Source organism: Gammaproteobacteria bacterium, assembly GCA_022340215.1.
GTDB lineage: Bacteria > Pseudomonadota > Gammaproteobacteria > JAJDOJ01 > JAJDOJ01 > JAJDOJ01.
In genome coordinates this window covers 17,935-33,423 of record JAJDOJ010000150.1, presented here as the reverse complement: position 1 = coordinate 33,423, position 15,489 = coordinate 17,935, and the positions used below count along the sequence as shown (strand labels likewise).

The following is a 15,489-nucleotide window of genomic DNA, read 5'->3' as shown; positions in this document are numbered from 1 at the left end:
AGGCGATTGCCGGAAAATGACATACCGGATTGCGCCGGATTTTCGTTCGTTATCAAGGCGCGACAACAGGCGCATCGTCGAACGATGTCACTGTTGTCGCAACACAGAGGACGGACGAAAAGACAAGCAGGATGGTATGTCATTTGACAGAAATCGCCTTAACTTTCAGAGGCACAGGAACATCGGGTATGGATATGTCTCAACAGACGATTTTCGAGAAGGCGACTGAACTGATTGATGCGGCGAATAGCGAAGACCCCAATATGGAGTCTGCCGACGGCAAGGAATGGCCGAAAGAACTGCTGTATTCCTATCGTATGACCGACATGCTGGAGCGGTTTGCACCGGAGACCGATGAGGCCATGAAGCTGGCGATTCGCGCGCAGCATATTCAACGCTGGAAATCCCCGCGCGATGCATATCCGATGGACCGTATCGGTTACCTGAAATGGCGCAAGGACCTGTACAAGTTTCATGCAAATACTGCGTGCCAACTGCTGGAGCAGGCGGGCTATGGTAAGGATGTCATCGACCGTGTGAACAATGCTGTGGCCAAGCGAAATATTTCATCGAACCCGGACACGCGGCTGGTCGAAGATATCAGTGCCCTGGTATTCATCGAGCATTACATGCAGGAATTTGCGGACAAGCACCCTGAGTACAGCGAAGAAAAGTGGCTCGATATCATATCCAAGACCTGGAAGAAGATGACCGATCGCGGGCATGCGTTTGCCCTGTCCGGCAGTCTCAAGCTACCTGAACCATTGGTGCCACTGATTCGGAAAGCCGTGGCGTAGGAATGCCTGGTCGCCAGATCTCCTGCCCCGGATCGGTTCAGGGGACGACCGTATCGATGGTGAGTTCCACGACGGCGTCGGTGCCGGGGGAGATCGGTGCGACACGGCCGGAGAGGTCACCGCTGCGGGACATCGCCTGTCCGGATTTGGACACTCTGGCCTCGATCGCGACCTCTTCGAATCCCGATAGCGCCGTGGCGGGACTCATTGCGGTGGAATCGTCGAGCTGGACGGTGGCCGGGAGGTCGGAGACGTTCTTGCGGACGATGGCCAGCGGCATGCGCGGTCCGTTGATGGCGCGCGCCAGGATGAAGACGGTGTCTTCAGGTGAGGCCTGATCACGCACTTGGTCGCCGAGAGAGACCCGTGTACGGATGACAGCGCCGCCGGTTTCGGGGGATTCAGTCGCTCCGGCCGTGTTCGTTACTGGCGTAGCGGCAGGTCCGCCCATCTTCTCATGAGCCAGCTGGATCGCCTCGAGGATACTGGCCGCCTGGTTCCCGCCCGCAGGCACCATCTGTGCGACCTTACCCCAGCGGGAGATCGCCTGGGCGTAGTCACCGCGTTGAAACTGTACATAGCCGTCGAGCCACAGCGCTTTGGGATTTTCGGGATCCACCGCCAGCGCGGCGGTAACCAGCTCGGCGGGCTTGCCCGCCAGGCGGCCCTCCTGCGCGAGCGACATCGCCTCTGCGTAGGAGGCGAGCAGTGAGGCATCGCGCCCGCCGGTCAACGTGTTGGCGCGCTCGAACGCCCGAGTCGCGTCTTGGTAACGGCTCAGTACCATGTAGCTGCGACCCAGCAGCCGCCAGCCGTCGAGATTTTCCGGCTCCGCCTCTACTCGTGCCTCCAGGCTCGCCACCATCTCGTCAACGGACGGTAACCGCTCGCCGCCGGGAGGGGGCTGAGCCGTCCCGCTCGCGGCGGACTGCAGCGCCGGGATGAGGTCGCCGGCACCGAGATACCCGTAGAGCGGGATCGCCGTCGCCGGGATCAGTACCGCGACAAGCAGTGCGGCCCATTGCCCTCGAGTGCGGGTACCGCTGTGACGCACCGCGCTCTCGTCGACGTCGTTGAGGAGTTCCTTCTCGAGATCGGTGCGCGCGGCCTCGTAGTCTTCCGGCGAGAGCTTGCCGTTGCCGAGATCGGCCTTCAGCTCCGCGAGTTGCTGCCGCACGACTGCGACGTTCATGGAATCCTGATCGATCGGATCCGTCGCGTCGCGACGGGTCAGCAGGGGCGGGAGGACGAATACGAGCGCAAGGCCCACCATCGCGGCGGCCAGAATCCAGAACAACAGCATCAGCTTTTCCTGTTTTCGGTCTCTTCGCCCAGTAACGAGGCGACCCGCTCCCGCTCGGCGGCGGTCAGGCCCTGTTCTACACCGCGGCTTCGCTTGCGGACGGTGTATCCCATGACGAGCAGTGCCAGTGCGGCCAGGACGAAGGGGCCGAACCACAGCAGCCACGTGGAGGGTTTGAGCGGGGGATCGTAAAGGACGAAGTCGCCGTAGCGCGCGACAAGAAATTCGACAATCTCGTCGTCCGTCTTGCCGGCGTCCATCATTTTGTAGACCTCCTCGCGTAGATCCTGGGCGAGCTCGGCCTGGGAGCTTGCCAGTGACTCGTTCTGACAGACCAGGCAGCGCAGTTCGGAGATCACCTCCTTGTAATGCGCCTCGCTCACGTTGCCGGTAAAGTCGAAATCCGCGAGTGTGGAGGCGTGGGCCGGCATCGACATGGCCAGTCCGAGGAGGGCCGGACGGAGCAGACGCGGCAGCATCGTCAGCCCCGGGATTTGAGTTGGCGAACCAGCGGCAGAATTCGCTCGTTCACGATATCGGCACTCAGCGGTCCGATAACCTTGTGGCGGACAACCCCATCACCGTCGATCACGAACGTCTCGGGCGTCCCGTAGACCCCCCAGTCGATACCGACCCGACCGTCGTCGTCGAAGGCGTTGGCGACATAGGGGTCGCCGTAGACCTGCAGCCAGCGCAGGGCCGCGTCGCGTTCATCCTTGTAGTTCAGTCCGTAGATGTCGACTTCCCCGGTTTCCGCCAGGGCCATCAGGAGCTTGTGCTCGGCCCGGCAGGAGACGCACCAGGTGGCCCAGACGTTGAGCAGCGATACGCGGCCGGTCAGGTCCGCGCTGCCGAGGGTTGCCTGCGGGTCCTTCAGGCGGCTGAGCTCGAACGCCGGCACCGGCTTTCCGATCAGCGGCGAGGGTACCTCGCGGGGATTGAGATTCAGGCCCACCGCCAGAAGTACCGCCATGACGGCGAATACGATGGCAGGGATCAGCAACAGTGGTCGTTTCATCCTGTGGCCTCCTGGCCGGCCGAGGTTGCCCCCGATTCGACGCCGCGCCGGCTGTGTACGGGGAGGCGGTAGCGACGGTCGGATACGGCCAGCAGGCCGCCCAGCGCCATCATGATGCCGCCGAGCCAGATCCAGCGTACGAAAGGTTTGTAGTACACCCTGACACTCCAGTCGCCGCCGCCGACCGGCTCACCCAGCGAGACGTAGAGGTCCCGGGTCGGTCGCACGTCAATCGCGGCCTCGGTCATGGGTTTGGTCTGTACGGTGTAGGTCCGCTTCTCCGGGTGCAACAACGCGATCTCCTCGTCGGCGCGCAGCACCCGTACCCGGCCCCGGTCGGCACGGTAGTTCGGGCCCTGGTTTCTTTCCACGCCTTCGAAGACAAAGGTGTAACCCGACATCTCAAGGGCTTGTCCAGGGGACATGCGGACGTCTTTCTCCATCCCGTGCAGGGACACCAGGGTTACACCGACCACTGCACTGGCCATGCCGAGATGGGCCAGGACCATGCCGTAATAGGACCGGCCCTGTACTGCGATGTCTCGCCAGACCGCCGCCAGACCGCGCTTGTGCCGGAGCCGGTCGGCGAGGCTGGTCGCCAGCGTGGTGACCAGCCAGGTGGCGAGTCCGATGCCGAGACCGGCCAGCGGCGAGGCGCCGGACAGCAGCGGCAGGGCGAACACGATGCCGACCACGAGGCTGACGATGAATGCGATCCGAAGATGCTTCGCCAGCTCCGCGGGGTCCTGGCGCTTCCAGCGCGCGATCGGTCCGATACCCATGACCAGGATAAGCAACGGCATGAACGAAATGAACATCTTGTTGAACCACGGGAAACCGACGGAGATCTTGCCGAGCTCCAAGGCGTCATAGATCAGCGGGAAGAGGGTCCCCAGGAGAATCAGGGCGGCCACGATGACCAGCAGCACATTGTTGGCGAGCAGTAGGGTCTCGCGCGAGACGAAGTCGAATCGTCCGCCACCGGTCACGGCCGGGGCACGCCAGGCGTAGACGACCAGCGAGCCGCCGATCACGATGCACAGGAACACCAGAATGAAGATGCCCCGGCCCGGGTCGGTGGCGAAGGCGTGTACCGAGGTCAGCACGCCGGAGCGCACCAGAAACGTTCCCAGCAGGCTCATTGAGAACGCGGTGATCGCCAGCAGTACGGTCCAGCTCTTGAACGCCCCGCGTTTCTCCGTCACCGCCAGCGAATGGACCAGCGCCGTACCGACCAGCCAGGGCATGAAGGAGGCGTTTTCGACCGGGTCCCAGAACCACCAGCCACCCCAGCCGAGTTCGTTGTAGGCCCACCAGCTGCCCAGCGTGATGCCGATGGTGAGAGACACCCATGCCACCGTCGTCCAGGGGCGGGACCAGCGCGCCCAGGCGGCGTCCAGCTTGCCTCCCAGCAGTGCGGCCAGGGCGAAGCTGAAGGCGACCGAGAAGCCGACGTAGCCCATGTAGAGCATCGGCGGATGGATCGCCAGACCGGGGTCCTGCAGCAGGGGATTGAGATCGCGTCCCTCCAGCGGTGCCGGAAACAGCCGCTCGAAGGGGTTCGAAGTGAGCAGCAGGAAGAGCAGGAAGCCGACACCCACCATGCCCATCACGGACAGGACCCGGGCCCGAACCATCTCGGGCAGTTTTCCGCTCAGGGCCGCGACGGCCACACCCCATGCCCCGAGCATGAATACCCAGAGCAGCAGCGAGCCTTCGTGTGCGCCCCACACCGCGGAGACCTTATAGATGGTCGGCAACAGGGTATTGGAGTTGCTGGCCACGTAGGCCACGGAGAAGTCGTCGTTCAGAAAGGCGTAGATCAGGCAGCCAAGGCTGATCGACAGGAAGGTGAACTGCCCCCAGGCCGCGGTCGAGGCCACGGACATCCACCGCCGCGAACCGGTGTAGGTGCCGATCAGGGGAAGGGTCGCCTGGACGACGGCCAGGCACAGTGCCAGGATGAGGGCGAATTGCCCGAGTTCAGGGGTCACGGGGTGACGCCTCCTGGGTTGTCTGCACCGGAATGCGCCGTCTTGAGGGATTCGGCGACTTCGGGCGGCATGTAGTTTTCGTCATGCTTGGCCAGGACCTCGTCCGCCACGAATACCCCGTCGGGTCGAAGCCTGCCCCTGGAAATGATGCCCTGTCCCTCGCGAAACAGATCTGGCAGGATTCCCGTGTATTCGACGGTGACCAGTTTGTCGTTGTCGGTCACGTCGAACTGCACGGTCAGCCCCTCGCTCTGGCGCTTGACGCTGCCCGCGGTGACCAGTCCGCCCAGCCTGAAGGGGTGGTCGACAGGCGCCTCACCGGCGACGATCTCGCTGGGGGTGTAGTAGAACATCAGGTTCTCGTCAAAGGCTGTGACGGCCAGCGCTACGGCGGTGCCGATGCCGAGAACCATCAGCAACACCAGGTAGAGGCGTTTTTTGCGGGCGGGGGTCATGGGATACCTCTGTCGGGTCTTCCTTGAAGCTTCCAGCTGGAAGGATGCCCGCCGGAAACCGAAACCTACTCATTATGTAATGACTCGTAGAAAAATTCCATGCAATCGAGCGCAGTTCAGCCGGCTGCCATGAGAAATCAGATCCGGGCGGCCCTGCGGACGCGTCGGGCGACATCGGCCAGCAGCTTCTTCCTTTGTCGAATGGGGATCGCCAGATTCACGATCAGCACGACCGCAGCGAGCCCGTACGACGACCAGACGTAGAGGGCATATCCGCCCATGTCCAGGAATTCCGAGAAGCTCATGTCGCTTCCCCCGCGAGATCCTTCACCCAGCGGCTGTTCTTCTCGCGCCGCAGGACCTCGCAACGGGCGCGCATCAGGACCAGAAACGCATAGTAAAGCTTGAATGCCACCGCCATTAGCAACAGCGGGATCAGCATGCTGAGGTGGATGGAGGGCTTGTCGAGTTTCGTGACCGTGGGGCCCTGGTGCAAGGTGTTCCACCACTCCACCGAGTAGTGGATGATCGGTATGTTGACGATCCCGACGAGCGCCAGGATGGCGGCGGCGCGGGCGGCCGTGCGCCGGTCCTCGATGGCGTTGTACAGGGCCATGACCCCGAGATACAGGAACAGCAGCAGCAGTTCCGAGGTCAACCTGGCGTCCCAGACCCACCAGGTGCCCCACATGGGTTTGCCCCAGAGCGAACCCGTGGCGAGCGCCAGGAACGTGAACGAGGCCCCGATCGGGGCGCTGGCGATGGAGATCACCTCGGCCAGCTTGATGCGCCAGATCAGCCCGATCGCGCCAGAGACGGCCATGACCATATAGATGAACAGCGACATCCAGGCCGCGGGGACGTGAATGAACATGATGCGGTAGCTATCGCCCTGTTGGTAGTCCGGCGGGGCCTCGACCAGACCCAGGTAGAGCCCGGGGATCATGCACAGCAGACAGGCGACGACGAGCCAGGGAATCAGGCGCCCGGCAAAATCGTAGAAGTAGCGTGGCGACGACAGCTGATGAAAGAAATGGATCATGGGTTCGGGTGCAGTGCCTTTGCAGTCCGGCGCCGGTTGCCTGGTCTGGCGGGCGCCGAAGGGTTCCGGAGATTCCTGTCAATACCTAACTGAGACTCACACGGAGCGAGGCCGCGGTGGCCAGGGGCGCCAGACTGACAGCCAGCACCAGCATCGCCGCAAGGATGTAGAGCTGGGCGGTGACCGGAATACCGGCGACGGTGGTGCCCACGGCGTCGGTGGCGAATATTAACACCGGTACGTACAGGGGGAGTACCAGCAGGGACAGAATGACGCCGCCCTGGCGCAGTCCAACGGTCAGCGCGACGCCGACCGCGCCGATCAGGCTGAGGACCGGCGTGCCCAGCAGGAGTGTCAGCAATAGCATGCCGATGCCTTCGACCGGGATTGACAGCAGCACGCCGAGCAGCGGCGAGACCGCCAGCAGCGGCAACCCGGTAACCAGCCAGTGGGCGAACACCTTTGCCATGACCAGGATCGACACCGGGTGGGCGCTGAGCATGAACTGCTCCAGCGAGCCGTCCTCGAAATCGGAACGGAACATGCCATCCAGGGAAAGCAGGGAGGCGAGCAGGGCGGCCACCCAGATGACCCCCGGGCCGATGGTGCGCAGCACAACGGCGTCCGCCCCGAGCCCCAGCGGGAACAGGGAGGTGATCAGGACGAAAAAGATCAGGGGATTGGCGATCTCCGAGCGCCGCCTGTAAGCCAGCAGCAGGTCCCTTCTCAGCAGGAGCCCGAATGCACGGGAGGACGACAGTGAATTCATGACGAGAGATTGAGCCTCTGTATCCGTTTGCTTTCGACGCCGACTCGATGGTGCGTCGTCAGGACGATCATGCCGCGGAGATCCAGGTGGTCGACCATCAGGGATTCGAACACCTCGATGCCGTGCCGGTCGAGCGAGGTGAAAGGTTCGTCCAGGATCCACAGCGGCGCTTCGGTGACCAGCAGCCGGGACAGCGCGACGCGCCGCTGTTGGCCGGCGGACAGGGTCCGCGTCGGCACGTCCTCGAAACCGTAGAGCCCGAGGCGCTCCAGGCATTCGTCCACGGTGAGTCCTGCGTGCGGCCTGCCGAGCGCCCGCGACATGCGCAGGTTCTCCTGCGGGGTCAGGTCCTGCTTGATGCCGTCGAGGTGTCCCACGTACGACAGCGATTCGTGGTAATCGGCCCCGAGGCGCCGTATGTCCGTTCCACGCCAGGCAACCGTCCCCGCGTCCGGAAGCCGGATCCCGCACAATATGCGAAGCAGCGAGGTCTTGCCGCTCCCGTTGCGCCCCTCCAACATCAACATTTCGCCGGATCGAACCGTAATGTCCAGTCCACTGAACAGCACACGGTCGTCGCGCACGCATTCGAGTTCGTGGACCTGCAACCGATTGGAGGGATCGAACATGATGGATGACAGATGAGACAAAGAGGGTGGATAATCGCGCGGTATGTTGGTGCCCTGGATGATAAGCGTATTAACGAATGCTTATCAACCTATTGATTCTGCTTATCTCTTTATTAAAAATATCTAGCACTTTCAGGGTGGTTTCCATGGCCGGGAGACTGCCATACTTGCACGCCCCAGGCATCTTACGCGACTATCATCCCGAGGTCCGTCTGGCGCCCCGGGACTCCAGACCGAGGATTGAAGCCTTGATCAAGAAAAACACCAATGACAAGAGCGATGCCCCCAATGCGGAAACCGGTGGAAATCCGATCTCGCCGGCGGCCCTGACCACACAGCAGATCGAGCCGATGGAGCGGTTCGTGGCCTGCTTCGAGCGTAGCGCCAGACGCTGGGAGATCGTGATCTATCCGGCCATGTTCGCCTTTATCGTGCTGGCCGCGTATGGATTCTTTCTCGTCTACAACCTGACCCACGACATGCAGCGCATGGCTCGCAGCATGGATACGATGGTCGTCGGCATGCAGGAGATGTCGGACAAGCTGGACACCATGAATCCGATGTTGTCGAGGGTGGGATCCATGGACAGCTCCATGCGCGCCATGACGGCCACCAATGACGCGATGCGTCATCGCATGACGGTCATGACCGACAGCGTCGCCCGGCCGATGGGTTTCATGAGCCAGTTCATGCCCTGGTAGTTTTCCGCGCCAGGTCACGGAGAAGGACCGGGTCGACTGCCCCGATCCTTCTCGATCCCGCTGAGCCGGGCCAGCATGACGTCGCGTTGGCGGCGCGACCGATCTAATGCCCCCACCTTATCGACGCACCAGCGCGCCTCACGGCGACCGCATGGACTGGAAAAACCTGCGGCGGATGCTGCCGTATATTCTGGACTATCGCGCCCGGGTCGTGGTCGCGCTGTCGTTCCTGCTCATCGCCAAGCTCGCCACTGTCGGGGTGCCTCTGGTTCTGAAGGAAATCGTCGATACGCTGGAGGGCGCTGACGGGAAGGCCCTGGCGCTGCCGGCGGTTCTGCTGCTTGCCTACGGTGCGCTGCGCGGGGCCCAGTCGGTGTTCAACGAGTTGCGCGACGTGCTCTTCGCCCGTGTGCGCTACAGCGCGATGCACCGCCTGTCGCTGCGGGTCCTGGAGCATCTCCACCGCCTGTCGCTGCGGTATCACCTGGAGCGACGCACAGGTGCCATCGCCCGGGACCTGGAACGCGGCGCGCAGAGCATCAGCTCCATCCTGAACTACCTGGTGTTCAACATCGTCCCGACAATCGCCGAGTTCGCGCTGGTGGCAGTCATCCTGCTGGGACGCTATCCGGCCCGCTTCGCGCTGGTCACGTTCGTCAGCGTGGCGGTGTATGTCGCATTCACCCTCTCGGTCACGAACTGGCGCATGCACTACCGTCACCGGATGAACGCGCTCGATTCCGAGGCCAACGGCAGGGCGGTCGACAGCCTGTTGAACTACGAGACAGTCAAGTACTTCACCAACGAGACCTTCGAGTTGCGGCGCTACGACGCCACCCTCGGCGAGTGGGAAGATCAGGCCGTCAGGAGTACGACCACCATGTCCCTGCTCAACCTGGGTCAGGGCATGATCATCGCGGCCGGCGTGACGATGGTCATGTTCTTCGCTGCGCAGGCCGTGGTGGCGGGGACGATGACGCTGGGGGACCTCGTGCTGGTCAACACGATGATGCTGCAGCTGTTCATGCCGCTGAATTTTCTCGGTGTGGTCTACCGCGCCATGAACTACGCCTTCGCAGATATGGATCAGATCCTGCATCTTCTCGATCGCCGCGAGGACATTCGTGATCGCCCTGGCGCGGGATCGCTGACTGTTGCCGGTGGCGAGGTGCGTTTCGAGTCCGTAAATTTTTCCTACCAGCCCGAGCGGCAGGTGCTGAAGGATGTTGATTTCACCATCCCCGCGGGAAACAAACTCGCGATCGTCGGTCCCTCGGGGGCGGGCAAGTCCACGCTGGCCAGGCTGATGTTCCGTTTCTACGATATCGACAGCGGACGGATTCTCGTCGACGGCGTAAACATCAGGGATTGTACCCAGGAGAGTCTGCGCCGGGCCATCGGCATCGTTCCCCAGGATACGGTGCTGTTCAACGAGACGATCTACTACAACATCCGTTACGCTCGGCCGGAGGCGGCCCGGGAGGACGTTGAACAGGCCGCCCGCATGGCGGATATCCATGAATTCATCGCCTCGTTGCCGCAGGGCTACGACACGGTCGTCGGAGAACGCGGTCTTAAGCTCTCGGGTGGAGAGAAGCAGCGGGTGGCGATCGCTAGGGTCATCCTCAAACGACCGGGCATCCTCGTCTTCGACGAGGCGACCTCGAGTCTCGATTCGCGTTCCGAGCAGGCCATCCTGTCCTCGCTGGGGCAGGTGTCAAGGCAGACCACGACGATGGTCATCGCCCATCGTCTGTCCACCGTCATCGACGCGGACCGGATCCTGGTCATGGACGGGGGGGTGGTCACCGAGCGGGGTACGCATGCCGAGCTGCTGGAGGCCGACGGGCTGTATGCGCATCTGTGGACCTTGCAGCAGGAGGAGAGGATGCTGGAGGGGGAGGCCAGGTCGCTGGGCGTCGGGCCGTGACGGGTATAAAATGTTCGCATGGCATAGGAATCGGGTAATTCAGGAGAAAGCTAAATGGAAATGGATATGGGTGGTTGCGCATCGAGCGAGCTTTTAGCGCTTCAGGTGCTCGGTGACAGTATGGAGCCGGAGTTCGAGGATGGGATCGTCATCGTCATCGACCCGACGGGTGTGATCGAGAGCGGCAGCTACGTACTGGCAAAGGACGAGGGAGAATATATCTTCCGGCAACTGATCATCGAGGACGGGCGTTATTTCCTGAAACCGGTGAACGAGGGCTACGAGACCCGGGAGGTTGGTGGTCTGGATGTGGTGGAAGGTGTGATCGTGCAGAAGGCCGGGACGCGCCGGCATCAACACAAGCACTATATCTGATCCCTCGCGTCAGTCGGGAACGTGGCGCAAACAAAAAAAGACCGCGGCACAGCCAGCGGTCTTTTTTGTTGAAGCGGCGGCGAAACCGCCGATCTCCGGGAGTCAGCGGTGGGAACCGACTTCCCCGTGTGCAACGTCCACCAGCTTGACGGCCAGATCGTTGAACTTCTGCCGGTAGCCGTCCAGCGGGTGACCGGATTCGGGCGTGAAGTAGTCCTTCATCTCGACACCGTTCTCGTGCTCGTACGCGATGAACTTGCGCTGCATCTCGAGGAGCTCCTTTATCATTGCCTGTCTGTCGCTCATATTGCGCACCTCTGTGTTTCACCTTGAATTCGATCGTATACCCGGAAGCTCAGCCGGGCAATATACCGAAACACCAAATTACGCGTCACTATCGCTTTATGGGTATGATCGGGTCAGGTTCGTCCCCTAGTAGCCGCCCTTCCTGCGGCTCTCGGGCAGGCCGCCGATGCGTCCGCCCTGCTTGCTGGGATCGAGGGGAAACAGGGCATACAGATCCTTCGCGTTAATCTTTTCACCCCACTTGGATGCCATCGCCTTGACCATGCTGCGCGTGTTCGGCTGGTTGCCGGCGTTGTTGATGAACTCATCACGAAGGTAGTTGATGACGTCCCAGTGCTTGTCCGTCAATTCAACACCTTCCTCCTTTGCGATGACCAGCGCTATGTTCTCGTTCCAGTCCTCGACCTTGACCAGGAAGCCGGTCGGGGTCTGTTCGATTTCCTTGCCGTCTACGGTGAGTGACATTTTCTTCAACTCCTCTCAAATTTCTGTGACAGCAATTTTATCGAATTATTCTTATCTCGCAACCGTGGCTGAACTGACCTTCAGGGCTTTCCCGGGTCAGCGCTGGGAATTCGGTTTTCGAACCGCCTCGATGCCCTTGTGGGGCAGAAACAGGCCGCAGCCCAGCAGGCGCCGACCCCCGAGCCCTTCCTGCTGCAACCTGACCGATTCCTCGATCTCGAGTCCGTCCAGCATCAGGCTGCGGGCGGCGAAGATTTCCCGTGGCAGGCGGAAACTGTGGACGCGGCCGGCCATCATCCTGGGCGCACGGATGCCCATCTTCGCCAGCAGGTCCGTCACCGCCTGGAGGAACGCCATCTCGTCGTCGGCGTCCGTGTCCTCCACGGTGACATATCTCGAGAAGATCGTCGTCAGCGCGCTGAGATTCCGCACACTCGTCTCGCCGAGCGTGAGGGCATTGCCGGCGACGTCCAGCGTGTCTCCCGACAACCGCGTGGCGTCCTCCAGGCGTGTATGCGGCAGCCGCAGGGTCAGGCGCGTGCGTCTGGACAGATAGAGCACGTCGTCAGGTCCCTCGGGGCGAATCCAGCCGTTTCCGGATTCCGCGCCATGGATCAGGTGGATACCCGCACCGGCCTCGTTGCGCAACCACGGCAGTGCCTCGAGGAGCGCACTGGACAGGGCATGGGCGTGGTCGAGCGGCAGCGTCTGACAACTCACCCGGAACGAGAGGTCCACGATATCCTCGGGAACCGAGTAGGGTGAGGCGTTGTCTTTCTCTTCCTGCCAGAACTGCATGGGTCTACCTCTTGAATCGACTCCGACTCCTGGAGTTGTCGAATGCCGCTGTCATTGGGAAAGGCCGGCGGGGTCCCCGGCCCGGGACCGTCAGGTCTTACGGGCGGAAGTGAATGCCCCTTCCAGCCGATCCTCCCAGTCCTCGGGGGTGTCCTGGAACGGGGGCCTGACGTCCATCCTGAAAAACATCTCGCCCTGCTGGCCCTTCTCCCTCACGATTCCGACCAGGTCGTCGAAGGAGTCGAGCTCGTGATGTTTCATGAGAATCTCGCTTAACCACAACATGCCGGTGTCCTTATCCCGTCTCCTGGCGTCCGCCAGGTGCCCGGACCCGCTCGTAGGAACGGACCCGCAGCATCAGTCGAGACGCCTCGCTGCCGGGCGCGTCAGTGAACGCGGTACGGTAGTGAAGTACGTTGTTGCACACCAGACCCTGCCCCGGCGACAGTCTGTATCTGAATATGTAAGGTATATCACTTGAGAGGATTTCCGCCAGATACCTGACGGCAGCAAGGGTTGTGGTGTCCTGTTTCCAGTGTACGTAACGCTGTCTTTCCGTGTAGCGCATCAGCAGGCTGCCGTCGTTCGGACGGATCGAGAACACCGGGCCGGTATAGGCTGCCCGTATCTCGGTCTCGCCACGGGTATTAGCAGGAATGGTAAAGGCGTCCGGCGCCATCAGCGCGCGGATGTAATCCGGATTTTCGTCCCTGAGCAGGATGTAGGCGATCTCCGGGTCGAGAAGTCCGTTCTCCCCGCCGGCATTCGCCGGCCGTGAGCAGTGCAGGAGGAATCCCCGTATGGCGACCCGGTCTTCGTTGTAGTAGCCATCCGTATGCCACCGCAGACGGCGGTCCGTGTACGGGATATACTCACCGGCCCATTGTTTTCCCCTGACCTCGAGCGCGCTGACCGCGGCCTCATCCGCGTGCAGGTTGCGGTCGAATCGGCGAAACCCGAAGGCGCGCGCCAGCGACAGAATGACCTCCCCGCCTGCCTCGGATTCGGGGTCGAGCTGATAGACCGCCATGTTGGCCCTGCCGCAGAGGCTGGCGATGCGTTGTCGTTCGCCGGTTGTCGGCGCCAGTGCGTTACCGATCGGCACCACCAGATCGGAAACATCCTTCGGGCAGCGTTCCAGTCTGTCGTCGCGCCAGGACAGGTAGGCTGCCCTGTGGTCAGGTGCGAACGGGTTGCGGGCCGACTTCGGGGGCGCGTGTTCTCGTCTTGGGGAGGCTGAGGGTGTCATGGGTCGATACAGGAGGCTCTACAACTTTGCCATCGAAATGCGTGGCGGGTTCCGCGCCAGTATAATCTACGCGCCAGGGAGCGTGGAGCTTTAGATAAGCGATGTTTATGGGGCTATACCCCGATGGGGATAAACCCCATGCCATGCCGCCCCCCATACGGAGGGTGTCATTCGGTACAGGGAACACCTAGACTTTGTTCCCCTGTTGGCGGCCGAAGGATCCGGCGTTCAACAGCGCACAATAGAATTTCACAACCAATTGGTTTTTTAGAAAATAACACCCCGGATTCCTCACAGATCCAACCCCGGAACAACTGGCAACGCAGAATTGTGAATTCAGAGGAGACAACTTATGTCGAAAATGCATCATGACACGCCCATGCTCGACGAGCTGGAGAATGGTCCCTGGCCCAGCTTCATCTCGGGGTTCAAGCGCCTGAGGGACAAGCATCCCGACGAGCGAATCAACGGTGTGGCCAATGATCTTCTTGGGCAGCTCGAGCATTCGTACGAGACGCGCAAGGGCTATTGGAAGGGCGGTACCGTCTCCGTCTTCGGCTACGGCAGTGGCATCATCCCCCGTTTTTCAGAGGTTGGAGATGCGTTTCCCAAGTCGAGGGAGTTCCACACCCTGCGCGTTCAGCCGCCTCCAGGCAACTACTACACCACCGACATGCTGCGTCAGTTGGGAGAAAGCTGGGAGAAATGGGGCTCCGGGCTCGTCACCTTCCATGGACAGACCGGCAATATCATGTTTATCGGTGCGACAACCGAGAACACCCAGCATTTCTTCGATGAGATCAACGGATACGGATTTGATCTCGGTGGCGCCGGACCTTGCGTCAGGACCGGCATGTCTTGCGTCGGTGCCGCACGTTGCGAGCAGTCCTGCGTCGACGAGATGAAGGTGCATCGCTCTCTGCTGAACAACTTCACCGATGACGTGCATCGCCCGGCCCTGCCGTACAAGTTCAAATTCAAGGTCTCCGGCTGCGGAAACGACTGCCAGAACGCCATCGAGCGTTCCGACTTCGCCGTGATCGGCACCTGGCGCGACGACATGAAGGTCGATCAAGAGCAGGTCAAGGCCTACGTCGCCAAGAAGGGACGCCAGTACATTCTCGACAACGTGGTGTCGCGCTGCCCGACCAACGCACTCGCGCTCAAGGACGACGACACGCTGGACGTCAACAACCGCGACTGCGTGCGCTGCATGCACTGCCTCAACGTGATGCCCAAGGCCCTGTCCCCGGGAGACGACAAGGGCGTCACCATCTGTGTCGGCGGCAAGCGCACGCTGAAGATCGGCGATCTGATGGGTACTGTCATCGTGCCGTTCAAGAAGCTCGACACGGAAGAGGATTACGAAAGCTTGGTCGAAATGGGCGAGGAAATCATCGATTTCTGGGCCGAGAACGGACTCGAGCACGAGCGCTGCGGTGAAATGATCGAGCGTATCGGACTGGCCAATTTCCTCGAGGGTATCGGCGTGGATGTGGACCCGAACATGGTCAACGAGCCGAGGTCCAGTTCCTATGTCCGGATGGACGACTGGGACGAGGAAGCCGAAAAGTGGTTTAAGCGTAAGGCTGAAGAGAAACAGGCGGCGGCGGGCTGACGGTCCTCAAGTCGGCGCGGGACGGGATCGTTCCGCGTCG

Annotated in this window: 19 protein-coding genes; 5 read left to right on the top strand and 14 right to left on the bottom strand. The window is 61.7% G+C overall.

Annotation, left to right across the window (positions count from 1 at the left end):
• Positions 1-194 precede the first annotated feature (194 nt).
• Positions 195-797 carry a DUF4202 domain-containing protein gene (locus tag LJE91_10935; GenBank protein ID MCG6869208.1) on the top strand — a complete coding sequence of 201 codons (603 nt, stop codon included), beginning with the start codon at positions 195-197 and terminating at the stop codon, positions 795-797.
• Positions 798-834: 37 nt separating this feature from the next.
• Here the strand turns inward: LJE91_10935 and ccmI are convergent, their stop codons facing one another.
• The 9 genes from ccmI to ccmA form a co-directional block, all read right to left on the bottom strand.
• Positions 835-2,100 (bottom strand): c-type cytochrome biogenesis protein CcmI, encoded by a 1,266-nt coding sequence (gene ccmI, locus LJE91_10930; GenBank protein MCG6869207.1) that lies wholly within the window; start codon positions 2,098-2,100, stop codon positions 835-837.
• Entirely contained in the window at positions 2,100-2,579 is a 480-nt protein-coding gene (locus LJE91_10925; GenBank protein MCG6869206.1) for a cytochrome c-type biogenesis protein CcmH, read from the bottom strand. Before LJE91_10925 ends, ccmI begins: the two co-directional genes overlap by 1 nt.
• Before the next feature lie 2 nt (positions 2,580-2,581).
• Positions 2,582-3,118, bottom strand: a complete 537-nt coding sequence (locus LJE91_10920; GenBank protein MCG6869205.1) for a DsbE family thiol:disulfide interchange protein — start codon at positions 3,116-3,118, stop codon at positions 2,582-2,584.
• Positions 3,115-5,112 carry a heme lyase CcmF/NrfE family subunit gene (locus LJE91_10915; protein MCG6869204.1) on the bottom strand — a complete coding sequence of 666 codons (1,998 nt, stop codon included), beginning with the start codon at positions 5,110-5,112 and terminating at the stop codon, positions 3,115-3,117. Before LJE91_10915 ends, LJE91_10920 begins: the two co-directional genes overlap by 4 nt.
• Entirely contained in the window at positions 5,109-5,567 is a 459-nt protein-coding gene (gene ccmE / locus LJE91_10910; protein ID MCG6869203.1) for a cytochrome c maturation protein CcmE, read from the bottom strand. Before ccmE ends, LJE91_10915 begins: the two co-directional genes overlap by 4 nt.
• 137 nt (positions 5,568-5,704) lie before the next feature.
• Positions 5,705-5,872 (bottom strand): heme exporter protein CcmD, encoded by a 168-nt coding sequence (gene ccmD / locus LJE91_10905; protein ID MCG6869202.1) that lies wholly within the window; start codon positions 5,870-5,872, stop codon positions 5,705-5,707.
• A complete protein-coding gene (locus LJE91_10900) occupies positions 5,869-6,609 on the bottom strand; it encodes a heme ABC transporter permease (protein MCG6869201.1) in 741 nt (246 codons plus the stop codon). Before LJE91_10900 ends, ccmD begins: the two co-directional genes overlap by 4 nt.
• 85 nt (positions 6,610-6,694) lie before the next feature.
• Entirely contained in the window at positions 6,695-7,378 is a 684-nt protein-coding gene (ccmB, locus tag LJE91_10895; protein ID MCG6869200.1) for a heme exporter protein CcmB, read from the bottom strand.
• Positions 7,375-8,007 (bottom strand): cytochrome c biogenesis heme-transporting ATPase CcmA, encoded by a 633-nt coding sequence (gene ccmA / locus LJE91_10890; protein ID MCG6869199.1) that lies wholly within the window; start codon positions 8,005-8,007, stop codon positions 7,375-7,377. The genes ccmB and ccmA overlap by 4 nt, the downstream gene beginning before the upstream one ends.
• Positions 8,008-8,255: 248 nt before the next feature.
• Between ccmA and LJE91_10885 the strand changes: the two genes are divergently transcribed.
• The 3 genes from LJE91_10885 (at position 8,256) to LJE91_10875 (ending at position 11,013) form a co-directional block, all read left to right on the top strand.
• Entirely contained in the window at positions 8,256-8,708 is a 453-nt protein-coding gene (locus LJE91_10885; protein MCG6869198.1) for a hypothetical protein, read from the top strand.
• Positions 8,709-8,859: 151 nt separating this feature from the next.
• A complete protein-coding gene (locus LJE91_10880; GenBank protein MCG6869197.1) occupies positions 8,860-10,638 on the top strand; it encodes an ABC transporter ATP-binding protein/permease in 1,779 nt (592 codons plus the stop codon).
• A gap of 54 nt (positions 10,639-10,692) precedes the next feature.
• Positions 10,693-11,013 carry a S24 family peptidase gene (locus tag LJE91_10875; GenBank protein ID MCG6869196.1) on the top strand — a complete coding sequence of 107 codons (321 nt, stop codon included), beginning with the start codon at positions 10,693-10,695 and terminating at the stop codon, positions 11,011-11,013.
• A gap of 102 nt (positions 11,014-11,115) precedes the next feature.
• Here LJE91_10875 and LJE91_10870 read toward each other — a convergent pair whose 3' ends face one another.
• From LJE91_10870 to LJE91_10850, 5 genes are all read right to left on the bottom strand, one after another.
• Entirely contained in the window at positions 11,116-11,319 is a 204-nt protein-coding gene (locus LJE91_10870) for a hypothetical protein (protein ID MCG6869195.1), read from the bottom strand.
• 126 nt (positions 11,320-11,445) lie between these two features.
• Positions 11,446-11,784 carry a TusE/DsrC/DsvC family sulfur relay protein gene (locus LJE91_10865; GenBank protein ID MCG6869194.1) on the bottom strand — a complete coding sequence of 113 codons (339 nt, stop codon included), beginning with the start codon at positions 11,782-11,784 and terminating at the stop codon, positions 11,446-11,448.
• Between the two features lie 96 nt (positions 11,785-11,880).
• Entirely contained in the window at positions 11,881-12,582 is a 702-nt protein-coding gene (gene cas6, locus LJE91_10860) for a type I-MYXAN CRISPR-associated protein Cas6/Cmx6 (GenBank protein ID MCG6869193.1), read from the bottom strand.
• Positions 12,583-12,672: 90 nt separating this feature from the next.
• Positions 12,673-12,867, bottom strand: a complete 195-nt coding sequence (locus LJE91_10855; GenBank protein MCG6869192.1) for a sulfur relay protein DsrC — start codon at positions 12,865-12,867, stop codon at positions 12,673-12,675.
• Between the two features lie 10 nt (positions 12,868-12,877).
• Positions 12,878-13,831 (bottom strand): TauD/TfdA family dioxygenase, encoded by a 954-nt coding sequence (locus LJE91_10850; GenBank protein ID MCG6869191.1) that lies wholly within the window; start codon positions 13,829-13,831, stop codon positions 12,878-12,880.
• Between the two features lie 352 nt (positions 13,832-14,183).
• On the opposite strand from LJE91_10850, the gene dsrA reads away from it, so the two are divergent.
• Entirely contained in the window at positions 14,184-15,449 is a 1,266-nt protein-coding gene (gene dsrA, locus LJE91_10845; GenBank protein ID MCG6869190.1) for a dissimilatory-type sulfite reductase subunit alpha, read from the top strand.
• The last annotated feature ends 40 nt before the right edge of the window (positions 15,450-15,489 follow it).